The following is a 19,206-nucleotide window of genomic DNA, read 5'->3' on the forward strand; positions in this document are numbered from 1 at the left end:
TTATCTGAAAACCACTCTTCATGAGTGGTTTTTTAATAAAACATGATTTATTTTTTAGCCAGGGCTTCTGCTTCAAACTGAACCCCATCCCAGCCGTGTTGCATAAACTGGCGTATATTCTGGTGCTCAGTTGCTTCAGGACTAAGCAGTACAGACGTATAATGTTCAGCGAACAGGCTGAGAGTCTGAGCTTGATTTAGACCATGAAGCTGGGCAAAGGAAAGCACTTTGGCACTGCCTTGGTTTTCATTGGCCGCATTCTGCTGTTGACCATTTTTAAATGCGGTCGGGGTGTAGGTATAACGTGCATCAATATATGCAATCACATCCGAGAATTGTGCTTCACCCGCAGTCAATAATGCCAGTAAATCTTGCGCCATCTGCCCCACCTGATTTTTAAGCCTAATCCAACGGTGTCAATATAGCATTTTTCCTGAATCTCGATGGTGTTTATAATACGTTCGGTGCAAGATAAAGCAGTTGGTCTGTCCGCAGCGGGTATAAGAGCAGAGGAAAATAAAGATGAAAATGCAAGGGATGGAGCAGCTATGAACTGGCTTTGGGTCGCCATGGGTGGTGCAATCGGGGCGAGTCTGCGCTATGGCATAGGACTCTGGCTCTTTAAACCGCAGATGCAGTTTCCTTGGCCTACCTGGTGGGTGAATATCCTGGGCTGTCTTTGTACCGGTATTTTTTTGGCATACAGTCAAAAATATCCTGCTTTGCAGCAGGAAGCCCGTTTATTTTTAATGGTTGGCCTATTGGGCGGCTTTACTACCTTTTCCAGTTTCGGCTTGGAAAGTTTTCAGCTCTTGAAGCAGGGAGCCATCTCAATGGCGCTACTGTATATGTTTTCGAGCCTGTTGCTGGGCCTAACCGCTCTGACTGTAGGTTTTTATCTGAGTGACTGGATGTTGAACCAGACATAAAAAAGTCAGGAAATTGGAGGTCATTTCCTGACAAAACTACAATCTGAAAACGCCAGAAAAACGTTATGGAGTAGCTGGTTTTAACTGCATTTAAAACGGGCAAAACGTTTATTAATGCTGGCCACACGACCTTCCTCTTTACGAGTCTAGCGTGAATTCATGGTGCTCCGCTCAAGAAACACCCATCTGCATAGGGATGATGCAAGAGAACTTCTCGATACTCGGAGGAAGATCTGAACGCATAAGCTAAACTTTTCTTGATCACCTAAAATGTTATAAAGTAACACTTGATGTTTCAAGTGAAGTAGAGTTACAGCATGTAAGCTAGAGTCTAGCGGCGTTACAGCGCTTTAACCCGTTTAAGTACGGCTTGGCACCAGTTCTTCAAATACATCACTTAAGTCATCATCGACTTTTAAGTGAATCAGGTTCCAGTACTGTCCCGAAATGGTTCGGTTAACCATCAGGGTATCCGGTGAAGGCTTAAATACATCCCAGTATTTCAGGGAAGGTTTCAGCAGCTCCATACCATCATGATGGGCCGAATTCTCTGCAAAATCGTAATGAGTGGTCAAGGGACGTAACAAAACCTCTAGCCATTGTTCGTACAGTTCAGGTGGGAATTTTCCGGTTTCCGTCAGGCTATGCAGCGCATCCAGTTGCTGCTCAATCACGCCAATATCTTTTTCACGTGCTGCATGAATCAAGGTTCTGAAATGGCCTACGATTTCGGCAGACAAGGTTTTTACCGCACCGTAATCATAGATAATGACGGAGCCATCTTCACGGAAGGCAAAGTTTCCTGGATGCGGGTCACAGTGAAAACGTTTTAGATAGAAAATTTCCTGTCCAATGGCTCGAAGCAGACGTCGCCCCAGCGCATTACGGGTTTCCAGTGGCCAGGTGCTGGCGGTTTCCATGCTCTCGCCCTGTTCCAGACTCAGGGTTAAGATATGCCGGGAAGAATAATCCTGGAAAACACGTGGAATAATCACTTTAGTGTCTAGTGATTCATGGAAGACCCGGGCAACTTCCAGATTTTGAGCCTCAATTTCATAATTGAGTTCGTTGTCCAGGCTATGCTGGATTTCCTTAAACAGCTGATCCTGCAGTTTGCGGTCAATTTTCAGTACCCCCATTAGACGCAAGGCCAGACGGACCTGTTTCAGGTCACTTTCACAGGCTTCATCGACACCTGGATATTGAACTTTGACCACCACCTGCTGTCCGTCAGTTAAAACTGCTTTATGAACCTGCCCAATAGAGGCGGCGGCAAAAGGCTGTTCATCAAAGCTTTTAAAGAGCTGAGACAGTGGTTTTTTAAGTTCTTTTTCGACCTGGAATTGAATTTCCCGGAAGGGCATTGGCGGCGCCTGACGCTGTAATTTGGCAATTGCCTTGGCGACTTCTGGTGGAAAAATATCTTTATATTGTGAGGCAATTTGCCCCACTTTCATGACAGCGCCTTTCATCTCACCCAAAGTATCGGCAATCTGAACCCCAATATCCTGAAACAGTTGACTGCGTGCAGCATTTTTCTGCTCTTCATCTGCAGTGATATTTTTAATGGAATTGGATAGGGTTTTAGTTGCAATACTTGCAGTCATTCCGGCAAGTTTCATAAAACGTCGACCAGGGGTACGCGCCGTTTTTGCCATGTGAGATTCCTCGAGCTCATCATTGAACGGATGTATTTGATCATAGGTGACAACCGGGCAATTGCCTACATTTAATTGTAGATGATATGTTGCAAAGCTTCTCAAATTCTCCATTTTTTTTTTGTCGGCTTTGGCAGTATTATTTGCTTGAAAAAGCTTTGATGATTAGCCTGTTTTTACAAAATTGTCCGGTATCACTATTTTAAATAAGCCTTGGTGTTATTTCTGAATATTATTTTAAAGCAAAAAAATTAAACTATAGCCTTTATCACAGCCAAGAAGACTCCATGAAAGTTTATCGCTATTTTACCGGTACAGATGATGTGCATTTCTGTGCGCGAGTGACTCGCGCTTTAAATGAAGGCTATGAGCTGTATGGTGCGCCGACTATGACCTTTAATGGTAAGGAGGTAATTGTCGGGCAGGTCGTGATCAAAGAGGTCAAGGACGACTCCGAGATTCCACAGGGTTTAAAGGATGCACTCCAGGAATGCTAGTGCATCCTCACTGAACAACCTTTAGGAATTCAGGATAAGACGTTTGTTATTACTATAAAGCCGTGCCAACAATAACACACAGGCCACAGTCAGCCCCACAATCAGGCCAACCCAGACCCCGGCGGCACCCATATCACTAAAACGTGACAGATAGACACCGACCGGGAAAGCAATAATCCAATAGGAAATCATGGTGATCCACATGGGGCCTTTGGTATCCTGCATGCCGCGCAAGCAGCCGGCAGCACTGATCTGCCAGCCATCCATCAACTGATAGGCAATAGCAAAGAGTATTAGATACATAGCAATTTGAGTGACCACCGCATCTGAAGTATAGAGAGCCACAATTTCCTGACGGAACAGCCAGAGCAGCAGCATGGACAGCAGGGCCAGAACGGTGGCACTAATCAGCCCCAGACTTTGTACTTTACGCATCGCCTGCCAGTTCTGTTCTCCATAATAGGTCCCGACCCGGATGGTCAAAGCAATGGCGAGAGACATTGGAATCATAAAGAGCTGGGACGTGATAGAAATGGCAATCTGGTGCGCTGCCACAATGGTTTCACCCAAAGGACTCAAGACAATGGCTGCAGTACTAAAAATGCTGACTTCAAAGAAAATCGCCAGGCCAATCGGAAAGCCAAGTTTTAAAATACGCTTCAGCCAATAAGGATCAGCTGTTTCCCAATGGCTAAAAGGCTGGGTCTTGTGATAGGCCTTATTCTTAAAAATATACAGAGCCAGTGTGATAAACATCAGCCATTGCAGAATGGCGGTAGCAAATCCACAGCCTGCACTTCCCAGAGCCGGAAGAGGACCCAGTCCATACATAAAGAGATAGTTCAGTGGAACCAGCAGGATCAGGGCCAGCAGGCTGATGGCAGTCACCGGACGCGGATAACCTATGGCTTCAGAATAGCCGCGAAGAGCTGCATACATGGTGACCGCAGGCATCCCGAAACCAATGGCATGCAAGAACAGGCTGGCCTTAGGCTGTAGAGTTTCCGGCACACCTAGCAGGGGCAGGACCCAAGGCAAAATCTGTAAAATCAGGCCTGCAATGATCCCGAGGACCAATGCCACCCACAGAGACTGCCGGGCAATGGTGGCAATTTTTTCCGGCGTACGTGCACCATTGGCTTCAGCCACTAAAGGTGTGGTGGCAATCATGATCCCACTAAACAGCAGCATGACCGGAATCCATAAGCCGACCCCTACCGCAATTGCGGCAAGATCAGTAGGGGAAAGGTGTCCGGCCATAATCGTATCAATGAGCCCCAACCCTGCCTGGGAAAATTGGGTGACCAGAATGGGCAGCATGAGCTGAAACAGGCGCTTTAACTCAAAGGAAAAGGTTGTGGCGGACGAAACATTAGACACAAAAATGACTCATAGGTAATTATGTGCTTAGAGAAAAGGTTTAGCGTTGTAAAGTGAGAAGCACACCAATAAAAATCACTACGCCACCCAATAGACGTTGCCAGTTTAGCGGCAGTTTTGCATTGCCCAGCAGACCAAATTGATCTACCACCATCGACATGACCAGCTGTCCAAAAATAATGGCACCCGTCAAAGTCAAAAAACCAAGCTTGGGCGCTGCATAGATGCTCATACTAATGGCATATACTCCCAGTACGCCTCCGATCCATAAGTACAGGGGCACATTCATCAGCTCCTGTAGAGTCGGCTTGGATTGCGGCTGCAACAGCACCAGCAGGGCAAGCACTATTGTACCAATCAAAAAGGAAAAAAATGCAGCTTGAATCGGAGAATATAAATATTCTTTTAACTGGGTGTTAATGGCGGTCTGCAAGGTCAGCAAGACTCCAATGGTAAATACCAGAGGCAATAATATGATCAGTTGGGAAGATATTTTCATAATTTAATGAGCTAATTTTATTTAAATTTTTAGGTTGATCTTGCAGTGATTTTAATTTTAACAGTGTGCTGAAACAATCATGTTAAAATTTGGATAGATCTTGTCATAATTTTGAGTACTTCTTTGGCTGAATTAAATCCCGCCCTGATTCCTGTATCGCTTTATATCCATATGCCGTGGTGTGTGCGCAAATGTCCTTATTGTGACTTTAACTCACATGCGGTTCCTGAGGGGAAATTGTCTCTGGAGCTGGAACAGGAATATTTACACGCCTTGGTCGAGGACTTTAAAACTCAGGTAGATTTTGCCCAGGGACGCGCCATTCACAGTGTTTTTATCGGTGGTGGAACCCCTTCGCTCATTTCTGCACCAGGCTATCAATGGTTATTTACACAATTGCAGGCGATTATTCCTTTTGAACCGGATTGTGAAATTACCCTGGAAGCCAATCCAGGCACCGTCGAGCATGATCCTTTTGCGGGTTATCTCGTAGCAGGCATTAACCGTCTCTCGCTTGGCGTGCAGAGTTTTAATACTGAACATCTGAAACGCTTAGGGCGGATTCATAGCAATGAAGATGCTCTTTTTGCCATTGGGCTGGCACATGAAGCTGGCTTTCAGCGCATTAATGTAGACCTGATGCATGGACTACCGGAACAGACTGTAGAACAGGCGCTAAATGATTTAAAGCTCGCTGTTGAACATGGAGCAACGCATATATCCTGGTATCAGCTCACTATAGAACCGAATACGGTCTTTTTCCGCACCCAGCCAGTTTTACCGCTAGATGAGGTTCTGGAAGATATTCAGGAGCAGGGCGAGCGCTATCTGAAAGCTCAAGGCTTTGTTAATTACGAAGTCTCTGCCTGGCGTAAAGAATTGCCTTCGGCACATAATCTGAATTATTGGCAATTTGGCGATTATCTGGCCATTGGAGCAGGGGCGCATGGGAAAGTAACTCGACCGGATGGCGTGTACCGTTTCCAGAAAACTCGTTTACCCAAAGATTATCTGGCTAAAGTGCCTGCCGAGCATTTACAGCTTAAACGGATTGAAGAGAGCGAGCTGCCATTTGAATTTATGATGAATGCCCTGCGCTTGAACAACGGCGTAGATACCACACTTTATAGTGAGCGGACCGGCCTTTCAGTTGAGCATTTAAATGGGCTCTTAGATTCACTACGTCAGCAACACTTGATGGTAGAGGATATAAGTCGTATTGCCTGTACGGAACAGGGACATATATTTTTAAATTCAGTGCTGGAAGAATTTCTTTAAGCCCATAAAAAAAGCACCCGGAAGGGTGCTTTTTCAAATCAGTCTCTACTTATAGAGCAGTGATTTGAGTCGCTGTAGGGCCTTTTTGACCTTGAGCAACGATGAAAGAAACTTTTTGGCCTTCAATTAGAGTTTTGAAGCCAGAACCTTGGATTTCGCTGAAATGAGCGAAAACGTCTGGACCAGACTCTTGTTGAATGAAACCGAAACCTTTAGTTTCGTTAAACCACTTTACTGTACCATTAACTGTATTAGACATAATATAACCTATTGAATCTTGTGTGTTTTTAGTCAAAATTTCAGATGACTAACCGTAACTTTGAAAAATGAAAAGGATGGAGCTTTTTGATCTGTAAAACGAAGGTTTATGACTAAAACTGCGATACTTGAAAGAAGACTAACCAAAACAAGAATTTTTCTAGTTATCGTCATGATACCTTTTATTTATAGATTTTCAAGAAAATTATACTGAATATCGTTTAGGGTTTTGAAAAATATACAAATAAATTTGTGTGTTTTGTGTACGTCTTTCATATAAACAGTTTTAAATACGCTTGTATATATAAAAAAGAGCGCTATTGCGCTCTTTTTTAATTACTTCGCTTATTAGTAATCGAAGCTAAAATGTTCTGCTGCCAGAGTCGTTAACGTTTTTGATGGGTTAACCATGGCTTCAGCATGTCCTTGGGCACGTGGTAACAGGCGCTCAAAATAGAAATCTGCTGTTTTGATTTTGGCTTTATAGAATTCTGGTGTTTCTGCACCATCACCAGAGGTCAATTTCGCAGAAGCGACCGCCGCTTGTTGTGCCCAGAAATAAGCCATCATCACATAACCAGAGAACATCAAGAAGTCCACCGAAGCACTTGAGACGATGTCACGGTCTTTGCGCGCTGCCAGCATAATACGTACGGTCAGGGCATTCCACTGTGCGCACAGCTTGGTCAAATCCCAGGCAAAGCGGCGCATATATTTATTACGTGCATGCTGACCACAGAATTTCAGGATTTCAGCCGTATAATCGCGGATGACTTTACCCTTAGAGGTCAACAGGACTTTACGGCCAATCAGGTCAAGTGCCTGTACGCCAGTGGTGCCTTCATACAATGTAGAGATACGGGCATCACGTACGATCTGCTCCATGCCCCATTCTTGGATATAACCGTGTCCACCAAAGACCTGTACACCGTGGTTGGCTGCTTCAAAGCCCATTTCGGTCAGGAAGCCTTTCAGAATCGGGGTATAGAAACCTAAATGATCATCCTGTTCTTCAAAAGCGGCTTGGTCACCTCGTACCAGCGCATCATTCATATTGTCTGCAATTTGGGCAGCATGATAAATCATGGCACGGCCACCTTCAGCAATCGCTTTTTGGGTTAGCAGCATACGGCGCACATCCGCATGGTGAATGATTGCATCAGCTACTTTTTCCGGATCTTTTTTACCCGACAGGGCGCGCATAGACAGACGTTCTTTTGCATACGGTAAAGCACCCTGGAAGGACAGTTCTGCATGACAGATGCCTTGAATGGCCGTACCGATACGCGCGGTGTTCATAAATGTGAACATGGCATGTAAGCCTTTATTTGGCTCACCAATCAGATAGCCCACTGCATTGTCAAAGTTCAGAACGGCCGTCGCAGACGCACGGATTCCCATTTTGTGTTCAATCGAACCACAGGTCACCGGGTTGCGTTCACCGATCCCACCATCTGCTGCTGGAACAAATTTCGGCACGATGAACAGGGAAATCCCTTTGGTGCCTTGCGGTGCATCCGGAAGACGGGCCAAGACAATATGCACGATGTTTTCAGTCAGATCATGTTCACCGGCAGAGATGAAAATCTTGGTTCCTGAAATGGCATAGCTGCCGTCTTCTTTTGGCTCAGCCTTGGTTTTCACCTGACCAAGATCCGTACCACATTGTGGTTCAGTCAGGCACATGGTGCCTGCCCAGGTGCCCGCAACCAGATGAGGCAGATAAGTATTCTTTTGCGCCTCGGTGCCATATTGCATGATGGTGTTGATACAGCCTATGCTCAGGCCCGGATACATCTGGAAAGACCAGTTAGCTGTTCCCATCATTTCTGATTTGATCAGGTTAAGAGACATTGGCAGGTTTTGGCCACCAAATTCTTCAGGATAGGACAAACCTTGCCAGCCGCCTTGTACAAACTGGTCATAGGCTTCTTTGAAGCCTTTTGGTGTTTTGACTTCGCCATTTTCAAAATGACAGCCTTCCAGATCACCGCTCTGGTTTAAAGGAGAAAGGACATTTTCACAAAAATCTGCCGCGCCTTCCAAAATCATGTCTACCGTGTCAGCATCGGCATATTCACCATTCGACAGGTTCTGGTAGTGCGCAGGGTAGTCAAGCACTTCATTCATTAAAAAGCGAATGTCGTGTAAAGGGGCTTTATAAGCTGGCATGCGTTTAATCCTGATTAAAATAGTTTTGGATTATCTGTATCGATTCTATGATTATTCATACTTGGAATAAAAAAACATTGATAAGGCACGCAAATAAAATTGTCAGAAAAGCGAATTACATATTCAAGCTGTTGCTGGCTATTCTTTTGCTCGCCTGGCTTGGGTCTGGAGCAGGCTTAGATAAAAACTGCTTATCTGATTAGACTTTAATGAATAAAAAGCGGCTGTGTCCAGTACTAGTTTTGTATAAGTTGTACCCAAATGTTATCGGGTTTTTCTGGTGAAAAGATGTCACTAAATCCAATCAGATAAGCATAAAAAGTTGAAAAAGGACTGATTCGGCAGTCCTTTAGCTGGGGAGTGAAAGAAATTAAAGAAAATCCTTCAGCTCCGGTTTTACCCCATTCCAGATATAAAAGGATTCAATGGCCTGGCCGACCAGCATACCAAAACCTTCAGAAGTCGGTACACCGCGGGCTTTGGCCTGATCGAGGAAAGAAGAAGGCTTGCCATACGCCATTTCATAGGCCTGCTTAAAACGCAAACTGTCTGGCAGTATCAGTGCATCACCCGTTAAGCTTGCAGAAGTGGCATTGATGACCAGATCAAAATCACCCGTCAGAGCATCTAGGGCGATGGCATGTAATTCCGCCTGCGGCACGGCATCACGCAGGTCTGTCACCAGCTGTTCGGCACGCGCCAGAGTCCGGTTGGCAATCACGATTTTTTTGGCGCCTGCTTGTACCAGCGGATAAATCACTCCACGTGTAGCACCGCCTGCGCCAATCATCAGGATATCGGTATTTTCCAGATTCCAGTCTAAGGCACGAATGGCTTCGACCAGTCCCTGACCATCGGTATTATCTCCATGCAATACACCTTCTTGCATCCAGAGTGTATTGACGGCTTTAGCAATTTTGGCGCGCTCGGTCAGGACCTGACATTGAGCAAAAGCCTGCTCTTTAAAGGGCACTGTGACATTCATGCCGCTGCCCCCCTGAGCGAAAAATTCCTGAATATTGGCGCTAAAACCATCGAGTGGCGCCAGACGTTTCTTATAGTTTAATGCTATACCGGTTTTGGCTGCAAAAGCCTGATGAAGTTCCGGAGAGCGTGATTGTTCAATGGGATTACCGACCACAGCAAATTGCTTGCTCATTTCACAGTGTCCATGTGCTGAAATGCGCATCAATATACGTGAAAATGACCGGGGACTAAAGCGCCTGCTTATTTAAGCTGTTCGAATTTCAAGAACTACAAGTTTCAATAATCTGTTCTGCCAGAAATAGCGCCATGCTGATCACCACGCCAGCAACGGTCAATACACTGACACTGATGGCCACACTGTCCAGAACAAAATTATGGCTAATTATAGCGGTGCTAATCGCAGCAATACAGGTAATCAGAAACAGCCAAAAGGCCAGAAGGGCAGGGTTTAAGTCGGCATCATACATTTTTATTTTACTCAGTCATTAAATTGTTGAACCAGACAATATGCAGGGTATTCCCGGGTTCAGGGATTGCCTTTGAGTATAGATGATTTATCTATTGAAAATGTCCTCTATTTGAGGACACTTTGTATGTAATTATGTAGGGGATTCTTATTTGGTTTTCAGTTCTGTTAGCCAGTCATGCGCTTTAAGATAGTAATCGGTGAGGCGCTTCTCAGCTGAACCTTCAGCCCATTCAGGACGATATGACCAGCCAGTAAGAGGTGGCAGGCTGACCAGAATCGATTCGATCCGCCCGCCGGTTTGCAGGCCAAACAGCGTACCGCGGTCATAGACCAGATTGTATTCTACATAGCGGCCACGACGATACAGCTGAAAATCGCGCTGTGCCTGCGTGTATGCCTTGTTCTGATTGCGCTTGAAAATAGGCAGAATAGCCTCTAAATAGCCATTGCCTACAGCTTGTATATACTGGAAACAGGTCTCAAAATCCCACTGATTAAGATCATCAAAGAATAGGCCGCCCACCCCGCGCTGCTCGTCACGATGCTTCAGATAGAAATAATCATCACACCATTTTTTGTGTTCGGCATACACGTTGGCCCCAAAGGGAGCACACAGGTCATGTGCTGTCTGATGCCAAGATAAAATATCTTCATCATTGGGATAAAAGGGGGTTAAATCAAAACCGCCTCCAAACCACCAGATGGGATCTTGGCCTTCTTTTTCTGCCACAAATAAACGTACATTGGCATGTGAGGTTGGTACATTCGGGTTTTGAGGATGAATGACCAGCGATACCCCCATGGCCTGAGCCTTGGCGCCGGCAATATTCGGATGGCGTTCAGTCGCCGAAGCCGGCAGGTTGGATATATTGATGTGGGAAAACATTACCCCACCTTTTTCAATCACCGTGCCATTTTGTAAAACCCGGGAACGGCCACCGCCACCTTCAGGACGTTCCCAGTCATCAATCACAAATTCGGCGCTACCGCCGCCAGCCCGTTCTTGCTGTTCAAGTGCTGCACAGATCCGAGCTTGCAGGTCGAGGAGAAATTCGCGAACGCGTTGAATATCCATAGATGTTGGATGCTGCATCAGAACCCTCATGAGGAGATTAAAAAGCTGTTTACATCAAACCATAAAATGACCTAAAAATTAAGGTGTTTTTCTCAATACTCCTTCTGTGCCGGCCGACTCAACCTCAGCAAGAGATCAGGTGGGGCCAGGCTCAAATCCGACCGGAGAGCTTGGTTGAATTCTTTTTTCAAGCATCTCACAATAGCTGAGCATACTCATTTTTTCGGGCTTTATCTGCTCACAGGTGGACAGCATGTCGGTTCAGATGAAATCTCTTATTCAGAAATATAATGTTCCTGGTCCACGTTACACCAGCTATCCAACCGTCCCCTATTGGCAAGAACAGGATTTTTCCCTGGCCCGCTGGAAGCAGAGCTTAAAGCGGTCTTTTGACGAGTCGAATCAGTCAGAGGGCATTAGCCTGTATATTCATCTCCCTTTTTGTGAAAGCCTGTGTACCTTCTGTGGCTGCCATAAGCGTGTCACCAAGCGCCACGAAGTAGAGCAGCCTTATATTCAAGCCGTATTGAAAGAGTGGGCACTGTATTGTGAATTGCTGCAAGACAAACCTCTTATTAAAGAAATTCATCTGGGGGGCGGTACGCCGACTTTCTTCTCAGTTGAGCATTTAACCCAGCTGATTCAGGGAATTTTACTCAAGGCGGACATTGCCGCAGAGCATGAGTTCAGTTTTGAAGGCCATCCCAACAATACCACGCGTGAGCATTTGCAAGGGTTGTATGATCTGGGGTTTCGCCGGGTCAGCTATGGTGTGCAGGACTATAATGCAACCGTACAAAAAGCCATCCATCGGATTCAGCCCTATGAGAATGTCAAGCAGGTCACTGAATGGGCACGTGAGATTGGCTATAGCTCCATCTCGCATGATCTGGTCTTTGGCTTGCCTTTTCAGAGTCTGGACGATGTTTTGAATACCATCGACCAGACCAACTCACTGCTACCGGATCGTCTGGCCTTGTATAGCTATGCCCATGTGCCATGGATTAAAGGCAATGGCCAGCGCGGCTTTAAAGATACTGATGTGCCCAAAGATGAACTCAAACGCCAATGCTATGAAGAAGGCAAAAACAAGCTTCTGGCACAGGGCTATCATGAAATTGGCATGGATCACTTTGCCCTAAGCAGTGACAGCATGTACCAGTCTTTTCAAACAGGGACCTTACACCGCAACTTTATGGGCTATACCGCTTCCAAAACCCAGCTCATGATTGGACTGGGGGTTTCCTCAATCAGTGATAGCTGGTATAGCTTTGCGCAAAACGTGAAAACGATCGAAGAATATTATGAATGTCTGGAACAGCATCAGATTCCGGTCTTTAAAGGACATATTCTGTCTCGGGAAGATCTGATCATTCGCCAGCATATTCTCAACCTGATGTGCAGCTTTAGTACTTCATGGGAAAATCCTGAACTGCAATTTGCTGAAATTGAGGAAGTGCTGGAGCAGCTTGAAGAAATGCAGCAGGATGAATTGATTAAAATAGCAGACGCATCAGTCACGATTTTGGAAAAAGGCAAACCTTTTGTCCGCAATATCTGTATGGCCTTTGATTTGCATTTAAAGCGCCGCATGCCGGAAAACCGGATTTTCTCGATGACGATTTAATCGCATCCTGATTTCGCGGGAGGAGAGATGAGGAAAACTTTCTTCAATGAAATAAACTTCCTCCCTTGGGAAAAGGGAGGAAGAGGGGATTCTTAACAGACGTTAAAAATCATCCTTCTGATACATATGTGCCATACGTTCATGCTTGGTTTTGAGATACTGCTCATTGAATGGATTTAAGCCTACCGTCAAGGGGACGCGGTCAATCACTTGAATTCCTTGTGCTGTCAGCGCATCAATTTTAAGCGGATTGTTGGTGATCAGGCGTACCGCTTTCACTCTCAAATGATCCAGCATAATGCTGCACATATCATATTGACGTGCATCTGCTGGCAGATTGAGCATCAGGTTGGCATCGACCGTATCATGTCCCTGATCCTGCAAGGCATAGGCGCGAATCTTGTTGGTCAGGCCTATTCCACGTCCTTCCTGGCGCAGATATAAAATCACGCCGCAGCCAACTTCATTAATCAGTTTGAGGGTGGCCTGCAGTTGCGGGCCACAGTCACATTTCAGGGAAGCAAAGGCATCACCGGTCAGACATTCTGAATGTACACGAACCAAGACTGGCTCATCAGTGGGTTCCTCTAAACCCTTAGAGAGCGCGATATGTTCCTCTCCTGTCTTAGGGTCTTGAAAAACAGTAATTTTAAATTCACCATGAGCGGTCGGTAATCTTGACGTTGCGACAAATTCGATTGGCACAGCTGAACCCGTAAAATCCTAAAAAGTAACTAAAGTATAGCCTAATGATTAAACATTAGTAGAATTGCACAGGGGATTTTGTGGAGAACATTTTCTTTTTTTAAGAAAGCGAACGATAATAGTTGATAAATAGTGAGGTTATTCAGGATAATCGTAGCCTGCAAATTTTTTACCCCGATGAAATCATTGTGTAATAATGCGTCGCTAGAAGCGTAGCTGAATTGAAGCTGCTACAATTCAACTATATGATCGGGTACTCCCCATTGACCTCGCTTAGCATTTGCCAGGCTTTAGAAGGCTTTGCCATATATGTTGTATACAGAAATTCCAACTCAACGTCCTGTAACACCATTGCTAGATGGAATTGACCATCCTCAGCAACTGCGTGCACTTGAGCAAAGCCAGCTAGAGCAAGTGGCGGATGAGTTACGTCAATTCATTTTGTATGCTGCTGGGCAAAGTGGAGGGCATTTTGGTGCCAACCTCGGTGTAATTGAGCTGACTGTGGCTTTGCACTATTGTTTTCAGACGCCGCATGATCGCCTGATTTGGGATGTGGGTCATCAGGCCTATCCGCATAAAGCTTTGACCGGACGCCGGGAACAGTTGACCACGATTCGTGCTAAGGATGGTCTGGCTGCGTTTCCAGCCCGTGACGAATCCGAGTTTGATACCTTCGGGGTAGGCCACTCTTCCACCGCAATTTCTGCCGGCTTGGGCATGGCACTGGCACGTCGTTATCAGAATGACCCCTGTGAAGTGGTTTCAATTATTGGCGATGGTGCCATGACCGCAGGTATGGCCTTTGAAGCTATGAATGATGCGGTGGCACATCATGCCAACCTGATGGTTGTATTAAATGACAATGATATGTCAATTTCATGCAGTACGGGCGGTTTTGCCAAGCATCTTGCAGCAATCTGGGAGCGTGGTGAATTTGTCAATGTGACCGAAGAGGGTGAGGCCTATGTACAGCCACATCCAGAATGGTTGTATAACTCACGCTTGCACAGCGCGGCAACTGATGCCGCTGATAACCTGTTTAAAGCCATTGGTTTTGATTACTTCGGTCCTTATGATGGTCATGATGTCCAGCAACTGGTTCATGTATTTAATGCCCTGAAAAAGCGGACCGGACCACGTCTGATTCATGTCTACACCAAAAAAGGTAAAGGTTTTGCGCCCGCTGAATCGGATCAGATTAAATATCATGCCATTGGCAAACTGAATGCGGTCGCAGCAGTCAAGATGGCACCCAAATATTCAGACGTATTCGGGCAATGGCTCTGTGATGAGGCCGCACAAGATAAACGCCTACTGGCCATTACTCCCGCCATGTGCGAAGGTTCAGGCATGGTCCAGTTTGCCAAAGACTATCCGGAACGTTTCTTTGACGTTGCCATTGCCGAGCAGCATGCGGTGACACTGGCAGCCGGTATGGCTTGTGAAGGTTTAAAACCGGTCGTCGCCATTTACTCGACGTTCTTGCAGCGCGGTTATGACCAGTTGGTGCATGACGTGGCCTTACAGAATCTGGATGTGACCTTTGGCATCGACCGGGCGGGGCTGGTCGGTGAAGATGGGCCGACACATGCCGGTGCCTATGATTATGCGTATATGCGCACAATTCCAAATCTGGTGATTATGGCGCCTAAAGATGAAAATGAATGCCGTCAGATGTTGCATACAGCTTACCTTTATAATGGTCCGGCCGCAGTACGTTATCCACGTGGTAATGGGTTGGGGGTTGAAATTCAGCAAACTATGGTCGAGATGCCGATTGGTCAGGCAGAGGCTCTGCTCAGCCTGAACGAGCAATCTGATGAGCATATTTCAATTCTGGCTTTCGGTAGTCGGGTCCAGGCAGCCCTAGAAGCAGCTCAGGCTTTTGCCAGTCGCTATGACGTTGGTGTACGTGTCATCAATATGCGTTTCATTAAGCCCTTAGATACCAGTATGCTGGATCAGCTTGCACACTTCACCAGTTTATTTGTTACTGTCGAAGAGCATGCGATCATGGGCGGTGCTGGTAGTGCAGTTAATGAATATCTGGCTGAAGCACAGATCGTGAAGCCAATGTTAAATCTGGGGCTGGACGATACCTTTATGGCACAGGCAACACATAGCCAGATGTTGCAACAAGCTGGACTTGATGCACAAGGTATTGAAAAATCCATTGCTCAGGCCTGGTCTAAACTGGCACAAAGCGTTCTATCCTAAGTATTTAAAAACTTTAGACACATTTTTTCCCAAAAAGCCCGAATATTTGCTAAAATATGCGGGCTTTTATGCATTATTCTTTATCAATATCTTCAAATTTGTAGTGGGTGTTCAATGGAACCTATGGTGGTGATGGCTGCGCGTGCGGCTCAATTAGTTGGTCAAGAGCTTTTAAAAGCGCATCAGAATCGTCATAAACTCGATCTGCAAGTCGAAGAAAAAGGCATTGATGGTCCGGTAACGCGTGTAGACCGTTATCTGGAACAGTTGACTATCGATACTCTACGTAAAAGCTATAAAAATCACAGTTTCCTTGGTGAAGAATTTGGCTATCAGGAAGGTAAAGGTCATGACGCTGACTGGTGTTGGGTGATTGATCCGCTGGATGGCACACTTAACTTTATCAACGGTTTTCCGCATTTCTGTATTTCTATCGCAGTTCAGCACAAAGGCGTGACTCAGCACGGCGTAATTTATGATCCGGTAAAAGATGAGTTGTTCTCTGCAAGCCGTGGTCGCGGTGCAATGCTGAATCAGCGCCGTATCCGTGTCAATATAAAAGACAGTCTGAATAATACTTTCTTGGCCGTAGGTCATGCTTACCGTGCCAAACGTAATGGTGAAGTTGTGTCTTATGCCAAGAACCATTTTGAATCATTGTTAAATGTGACCGAAGCGGGTGCTCAATACCGCCGTGCAGGTTCTGCGGCACTGGATCTGGCTTATGTAGCGGCTGGCCGTCTTGATGGGTATTTCGAGCTTGGCTTGAAACCTTGGGATATTGCAGCAGGTGAGCTGATTGTGAAAGAAGCGGGCGGTACTGTGGTGGATGCACGTGGCGGTAGCGACTCTATGGAAAATGGTCAGGTTTTGGCTTGCTCAATGAAGATGCTTAAACCGTTAATGCAAGCAGTTGTTCCTGCTTGGGGTGAAGCAGCCAAATAATCGGCTTTAATCGAATATGAAAAAAGGTATCTTTCGGGATGCCTTTTTTCTTGCAAATTATTCATTTGAGAGTGCTTCTAAAGCACTTTTGATTCATCTGTTTAGTCATAAGAGTTTAGGGAAAATTGACCAAATGGAGAATAAGCTGCTTTTTTCACCTGAGCTAAGTTTCGGAAAATGATGAAAAAATTGACGGTTAAACAAAATAATACGAAAAGCGGATGACTTTATAAATTATCCTGCTATAATCTTGGCACGCACTTAATTTCTGTTCGTTACCTGAACATTTCTCTTCTTATCATTGTGTATGCGCGTGCGGTCCAAAGAGAGGACGATATCTCGCGCCCCAATCGCTAAAGCGATTCCTTCAGGTTATGCTTAATCATGCGTGCGTTATATCACATCGTCGTTACTCGGATCGCCGCTGAATCATCTCTTTTTCAGTGTTTATTGCTGTGCCGCTTTTTGTCGATGTCCATTTGACTTTATTTTTAATGGAGCACCCTATTTTCGGGTGAAATACTCTATGAGCAAAACTTTTGCTGAATTTTCTTTACACGAATCGTTACAACAAGCTCTACAAGGTTTAGGCTTTACTGCTCCGACTTCTGTACAAGAACAATCTATTCCCGCTGCACTTGAAGGCAAAGATCTTTTGGTATCTAGCCAGACAGGTTCGGGTAAGACAGCAGCGTTCCTTCTTCCAACGTTGAACGCACTTGCAAACGAAGATACCTTTGTACCATTCAAAGAACGTATGAAAGCGATTACTCAGCCTTCAATTCTGGTTCTTTGTCCTACACGTGAATTGGCTCAACAGGTGAGTCAGGATGCCATTGCACTTGTACGTCACATGAAAGGTGTGCGTATTGCTGCAATCATGGGTGGCATGCCATTTGGTAAACAAATCCAGCAGTTAAAAGGCGCACAAGTGGTTGTTGCAACCCCAGGTCGTTTACTGGATCTTGTCAACCGTCGTCAGCTCAAACTCGATAAAGTAAATGCTTTGATTGTAGACGAAGCAGACCGTATGCTGGATCTGGGCTTCTCTGAAGATCTGGAAGCAATTGGTGATTTGGCTGGAAATCGTGAGCAGACCTTAATGTTCTCTGCAACATTTGCTCCACGTATTATCACGCTTGCTGAACGGATGATGAATGATCCAGAGCGTATTGCGATTGAAACTGGCCACTCAACAAATACAGATATCACTCAGACTTTACACTGGACTGATGGTTTCGAGCATAAGAAAAAACTGTTAACGCATTGGTTAAGCGAAGAAGATGTAGACCAGGCTGTGGTATTTGCATCAACTCAAGAAGATACCGACATGCTGGCTGAAGAGCTTTCTGAAGCAGGTCTGTCAGTTGTTGCACTACACGGTGCCATGCCGCAAACCGTTCGTAACCGTCGTTTACGTAGCATCCGTGAAGGTCGTGCCAAGATTTTAGTAGCGACTGATGTTGCTGCTCGTGGTCTAGATGTACCAACAATTTCTCACGTAATCAACTTTGGTCTTCCAATGAAGAACGAAGATTATGTACACCGTATTGGTCGTACAGGCCGTGCGGGTCGTACCGGTAAGGCCATTACTTTGGCAACTTACCGTGAGCGTGGCAAGATCCGTGCTCTAGAAGACTTCCTTGATGCACGTTTAAATGTATCTGAAATTGAAGGTCTGGAGCCATCTCCACCTCCTGCACGCGGTAGCCGTGACGGTGGTCGTGGTCGTCGTGATGGCGGCGGTCGTGGTCGCGGTGGTTTCGGTGGCGGTCGTCGTTTTGAAGGCGAAAGCAATTTCAAGCGTCGTGAAGGTGGTGATGACCGTCCACGCCGCAGCTTTGATGATAAACCTCGTGGCGAACGTCCAGCATTTGGCGAAGATCGTCCACGTCGTGACTTCAACAGTGATCGTCCGCGTCGTGAAGGTGGCTTTGCTGACCGTCCACGTCGTGACTTCAATGAAGATCGTCCACGCCGCGAATTTAATAATGACCGTCCACGTCGTGAATTCAATGGCGAAGACCGTCCGCGCCGCGAGTTCAACAATGACCGTCCACGTCGTGAATTTGGTGACCGTCCTCGTACTGACAATAACGATGATAACCGCGGTAACCGTGTAGATTACAAACCACGTCGTGAAGGTGCTTTCAATGACCGTCCGAAACGTGAATTTGGTGACCGTCCAGCACGTTCATTTGGCGATGATCGTCCAAAGCGTAATTTTGGTGACCGTCCAGCGCGTTCATTCGCTGATGATCGTCCAAAGCGTGATGCAGGTGATCGTCCAGTACGTCGCAACTTTGATGACAAGCCACGTGGTGAACGTTCATTTGGTGGCGAGAGCCAACCACGTCGTAAATTCAATGACTAATTGAATCTGACCTAAAAAACCAGCGGAAACGCTGGTTTTTTTATGCCTATCTTTTTACTTATTTCAATTAAAATGTATACTGGGTCAAATTTATTATAACTTGTGATAATTGAAGAATAGGAAGATTCGGATG

17 protein-coding genes are annotated in these 19,206 nt (G+C 45.8%); 7 read left to right on the forward strand and 10 right to left on the reverse strand.

The genetic code is table 11. The features are described from left to right. Window positions 1-47 precede the first annotated feature (47 nt). Window positions 48-380: a HopJ type III effector protein gene (locus tag E2K74_RS05720; RefSeq protein ID WP_151206710.1), complete on the reverse strand. Its 333-nt coding sequence runs from the start codon at window positions 378-380 to the stop codon at window positions 48-50. A gap of 168 nt (window positions 381-548) precedes the next feature. On the opposite strand from E2K74_RS05720, the gene crcB reads away from it, so the two are divergent. Further along, window positions 549-929 (forward strand): fluoride efflux transporter CrcB, encoded by a 381-nt coding sequence (gene crcB / locus E2K74_RS05725; protein WP_151205338.1) that lies wholly within the window; start codon window positions 549-551, stop codon window positions 927-929. Between the two features lie 359 nt (window positions 930-1,288). Here crcB and E2K74_RS05730 read toward each other — a convergent pair whose 3' ends face one another. Then, the gene (locus E2K74_RS05730) at window positions 1,289-2,587 is read right to left on the reverse strand and encodes an ABC1 kinase family protein (protein WP_151206711.1); all 1,299 of its coding nucleotides are present in this window, start codon (window positions 2,585-2,587) and stop codon (window positions 1,289-1,291) included. Between the two features lie 287 nt (window positions 2,588-2,874). On the opposite strand from E2K74_RS05730, the gene E2K74_RS05735 reads away from it, so the two are divergent. Then, entirely contained in the window at window positions 2,875-3,084 is a 210-nt protein-coding gene (locus E2K74_RS05735) for a DUF1737 domain-containing protein (protein WP_151206712.1), read from the forward strand. 21 nt (window positions 3,085-3,105) lie between these two features. Here E2K74_RS05735 and E2K74_RS05740 read toward each other — a convergent pair whose 3' ends face one another. Further along, window positions 3,106-4,464, reverse strand: a complete 1,359-nt coding sequence (locus E2K74_RS05740) for an MATE family efflux transporter (RefSeq protein ID WP_151206713.1) — start codon at window positions 4,462-4,464, stop codon at window positions 3,106-3,108. Between the two features lie 40 nt (window positions 4,465-4,504). After that, window positions 4,505-4,963, reverse strand: a complete 459-nt coding sequence (locus E2K74_RS05745) for a DMT family transporter (protein ID WP_151205286.1) — start codon at window positions 4,961-4,963, stop codon at window positions 4,505-4,507. Between the two features lie 123 nt (window positions 4,964-5,086). Here E2K74_RS05745 and hemW point away from each other — a divergent pair, with 123 nt between their 5' ends. Further along, window positions 5,087-6,241 carry a radical SAM family heme chaperone HemW gene (hemW, locus tag E2K74_RS05750; protein ID WP_151206714.1) on the forward strand — a complete coding sequence of 385 codons (1,155 nt, stop codon included), beginning with the start codon at window positions 5,087-5,089 and terminating at the stop codon, window positions 6,239-6,241. Window positions 6,242-6,290: 49 nt separating this feature from the next. Here hemW and E2K74_RS05755 read toward each other — a convergent pair whose 3' ends face one another. The 5 genes from E2K74_RS05755 to hemF all read right to left on the reverse strand — a co-directional run bounded on the left by E2K74_RS05755 (window position 6,291) and on the right by hemF (window position 11,220). Then, a complete protein-coding gene (locus E2K74_RS05755) occupies window positions 6,291-6,500 on the reverse strand; it encodes a cold-shock protein (RefSeq protein ID WP_151205284.1) in 210 nt (69 codons plus the stop codon). 347 nt (window positions 6,501-6,847) lie between these two features. Next, window positions 6,848-8,671 carry an acyl-CoA dehydrogenase C-terminal domain-containing protein gene (locus tag E2K74_RS05760; protein WP_151205283.1) on the reverse strand — a complete coding sequence of 608 codons (1,824 nt, stop codon included), beginning with the start codon at window positions 8,669-8,671 and terminating at the stop codon, window positions 6,848-6,850. Window positions 8,672-9,041: 370 nt separating this feature from the next. After that, window positions 9,042-9,830, reverse strand: a complete 789-nt coding sequence (aroE, locus tag E2K74_RS05765; protein WP_151205282.1) for a shikimate dehydrogenase — start codon at window positions 9,828-9,830, stop codon at window positions 9,042-9,044. 88 nt (window positions 9,831-9,918) lie between these two features. Continuing rightward, window positions 9,919-10,125 carry a hypothetical protein gene (locus tag E2K74_RS05770; RefSeq protein ID WP_151205281.1) on the reverse strand — a complete coding sequence of 69 codons (207 nt, stop codon included), beginning with the start codon at window positions 10,123-10,125 and terminating at the stop codon, window positions 9,919-9,921. 147 nt (window positions 10,126-10,272) lie between these two features. Then, on the reverse strand, window positions 10,273-11,220 hold the full coding sequence (gene hemF, locus E2K74_RS05775) for an oxygen-dependent coproporphyrinogen oxidase (protein WP_151206715.1): 948 nt from the start codon (window positions 11,218-11,220) through the stop codon (window positions 10,273-10,275). Window positions 11,221-11,455: 235 nt separating this feature from the next. Between hemF and hemN the strand changes: the two genes are divergently transcribed. Continuing rightward, window positions 11,456-12,829, forward strand: a complete 1,374-nt coding sequence (gene hemN, locus E2K74_RS05780) for an oxygen-independent coproporphyrinogen III oxidase (RefSeq protein ID WP_151206716.1) — start codon at window positions 11,456-11,458, stop codon at window positions 12,827-12,829. 102 nt (window positions 12,830-12,931) lie between these two features. On the opposite strand, the gene ribA is transcribed toward hemN, so the two are convergent. Further along, window positions 12,932-13,534, reverse strand: coding sequence for a GTP cyclohydrolase II (gene ribA, locus E2K74_RS05785; RefSeq protein WP_151206717.1), 603 nt, complete (start codon window positions 13,532-13,534; stop codon window positions 12,932-12,934). A gap of 309 nt (window positions 13,535-13,843) precedes the next feature. Between ribA and dxs the strand changes: the two genes are divergently transcribed. The 3 genes from dxs to E2K74_RS05800 all read left to right on the forward strand — a co-directional run bounded on the left by dxs (window position 13,844) and on the right by E2K74_RS05800 (window position 19,073). Beyond that, on the forward strand, window positions 13,844-15,754 hold the full coding sequence (gene dxs, locus E2K74_RS05790) for a 1-deoxy-D-xylulose-5-phosphate synthase (RefSeq protein ID WP_151206718.1): 1,911 nt from the start codon (window positions 13,844-13,846) through the stop codon (window positions 15,752-15,754). Window positions 15,755-15,868: 114 nt separating this feature from the next. After that, window positions 15,869-16,699 carry an inositol monophosphatase family protein gene (locus E2K74_RS05795; RefSeq protein WP_151205620.1) on the forward strand — a complete coding sequence of 277 codons (831 nt, stop codon included), beginning with the start codon at window positions 15,869-15,871 and terminating at the stop codon, window positions 16,697-16,699. A 526-nt stretch (window positions 16,700-17,225) separates the two neighbouring features. Then, on the forward strand, window positions 17,226-19,073 hold the full coding sequence (locus E2K74_RS05800) for a DEAD/DEAH box helicase (protein ID WP_151206719.1): 1,848 nt from the start codon (window positions 17,226-17,228) through the stop codon (window positions 19,071-19,073). Window positions 19,074-19,206 lie beyond the last annotated feature (133 nt).

Origin of the sequence: Acinetobacter sp. RF15B, from assembly GCF_007558235.1 — a bacterium.
GTDB classification, from domain to species: Bacteria; Pseudomonadota; Gammaproteobacteria; order Pseudomonadales; family Moraxellaceae; genus Acinetobacter; species Acinetobacter lwoffii_C.

What these genes read in the sequence shown, in the direction of transcription:
- hemF (WP_151206715.1), bottom strand. Translation starts at nt 11,220, where the DNA reads ATGCAGCATCCAACATCTATGGATATTCAACGCGTTCGCGAATTTCTC.
- E2K74_RS05720 (WP_151206710.1), bottom strand. Translation starts at nt 380, where the DNA reads ATGGCGCAAGATTTACTGGCATTATTGACTGCGGGTGAAGCACAATTC.
- E2K74_RS05760 (WP_151205283.1), bottom strand. Translation starts at nt 8,671, where the DNA reads ATGCCAGCTTATAAAGCCCCTTTACACGACATTCGCTTTTTAATGAAT.
- crcB (WP_151205338.1), top strand. Translation starts at nt 549, where the DNA reads ATGAACTGGCTTTGGGTCGCCATGGGTGGTGCAATCGGGGCGAGTCTG.
- E2K74_RS05800 (WP_151206719.1), top strand. Translation starts at nt 17,226, where the DNA reads ATGAGCAAAACTTTTGCTGAATTTTCTTTACACGAATCGTTACAACAA.
- E2K74_RS05730 (WP_151206711.1), bottom strand. Translation starts at nt 2,587, where the DNA reads ATGGCAAAAACGGCGCGTACCCCTGGTCGACGTTTTATGAAACTTGCC.
- hemN (WP_151206716.1), top strand. Translation starts at nt 11,456, where the DNA reads ATGTCGGTTCAGATGAAATCTCTTATTCAGAAATATAATGTTCCTGGT.
- E2K74_RS05745 (WP_151205286.1), bottom strand. Translation starts at nt 4,963, where the DNA reads ATGAAAATATCTTCCCAACTGATCATATTATTGCCTCTGGTATTTACC.
- E2K74_RS05795 (WP_151205620.1), top strand. Translation starts at nt 15,869, where the DNA reads ATGGAACCTATGGTGGTGATGGCTGCGCGTGCGGCTCAATTAGTTGGT.
- E2K74_RS05770 (WP_151205281.1), bottom strand. Translation starts at nt 10,125, where the DNA reads ATGTATGATGCCGACTTAAACCCTGCCCTTCTGGCCTTTTGGCTGTTT.
- dxs (WP_151206718.1), top strand. Translation starts at nt 13,844, where the DNA reads ATGTTGTATACAGAAATTCCAACTCAACGTCCTGTAACACCATTGCTA.
- E2K74_RS05735 (WP_151206712.1), top strand. Translation starts at nt 2,875, where the DNA reads ATGAAAGTTTATCGCTATTTTACCGGTACAGATGATGTGCATTTCTGT.
- aroE (WP_151205282.1), bottom strand. Translation starts at nt 9,830, where the DNA reads ATGAGCAAGCAATTTGCTGTGGTCGGTAATCCCATTGAACAATCACGC.
- E2K74_RS05755 (WP_151205284.1), bottom strand. Translation starts at nt 6,500, where the DNA reads ATGTCTAATACAGTTAATGGTACAGTAAAGTGGTTTAACGAAACTAAA.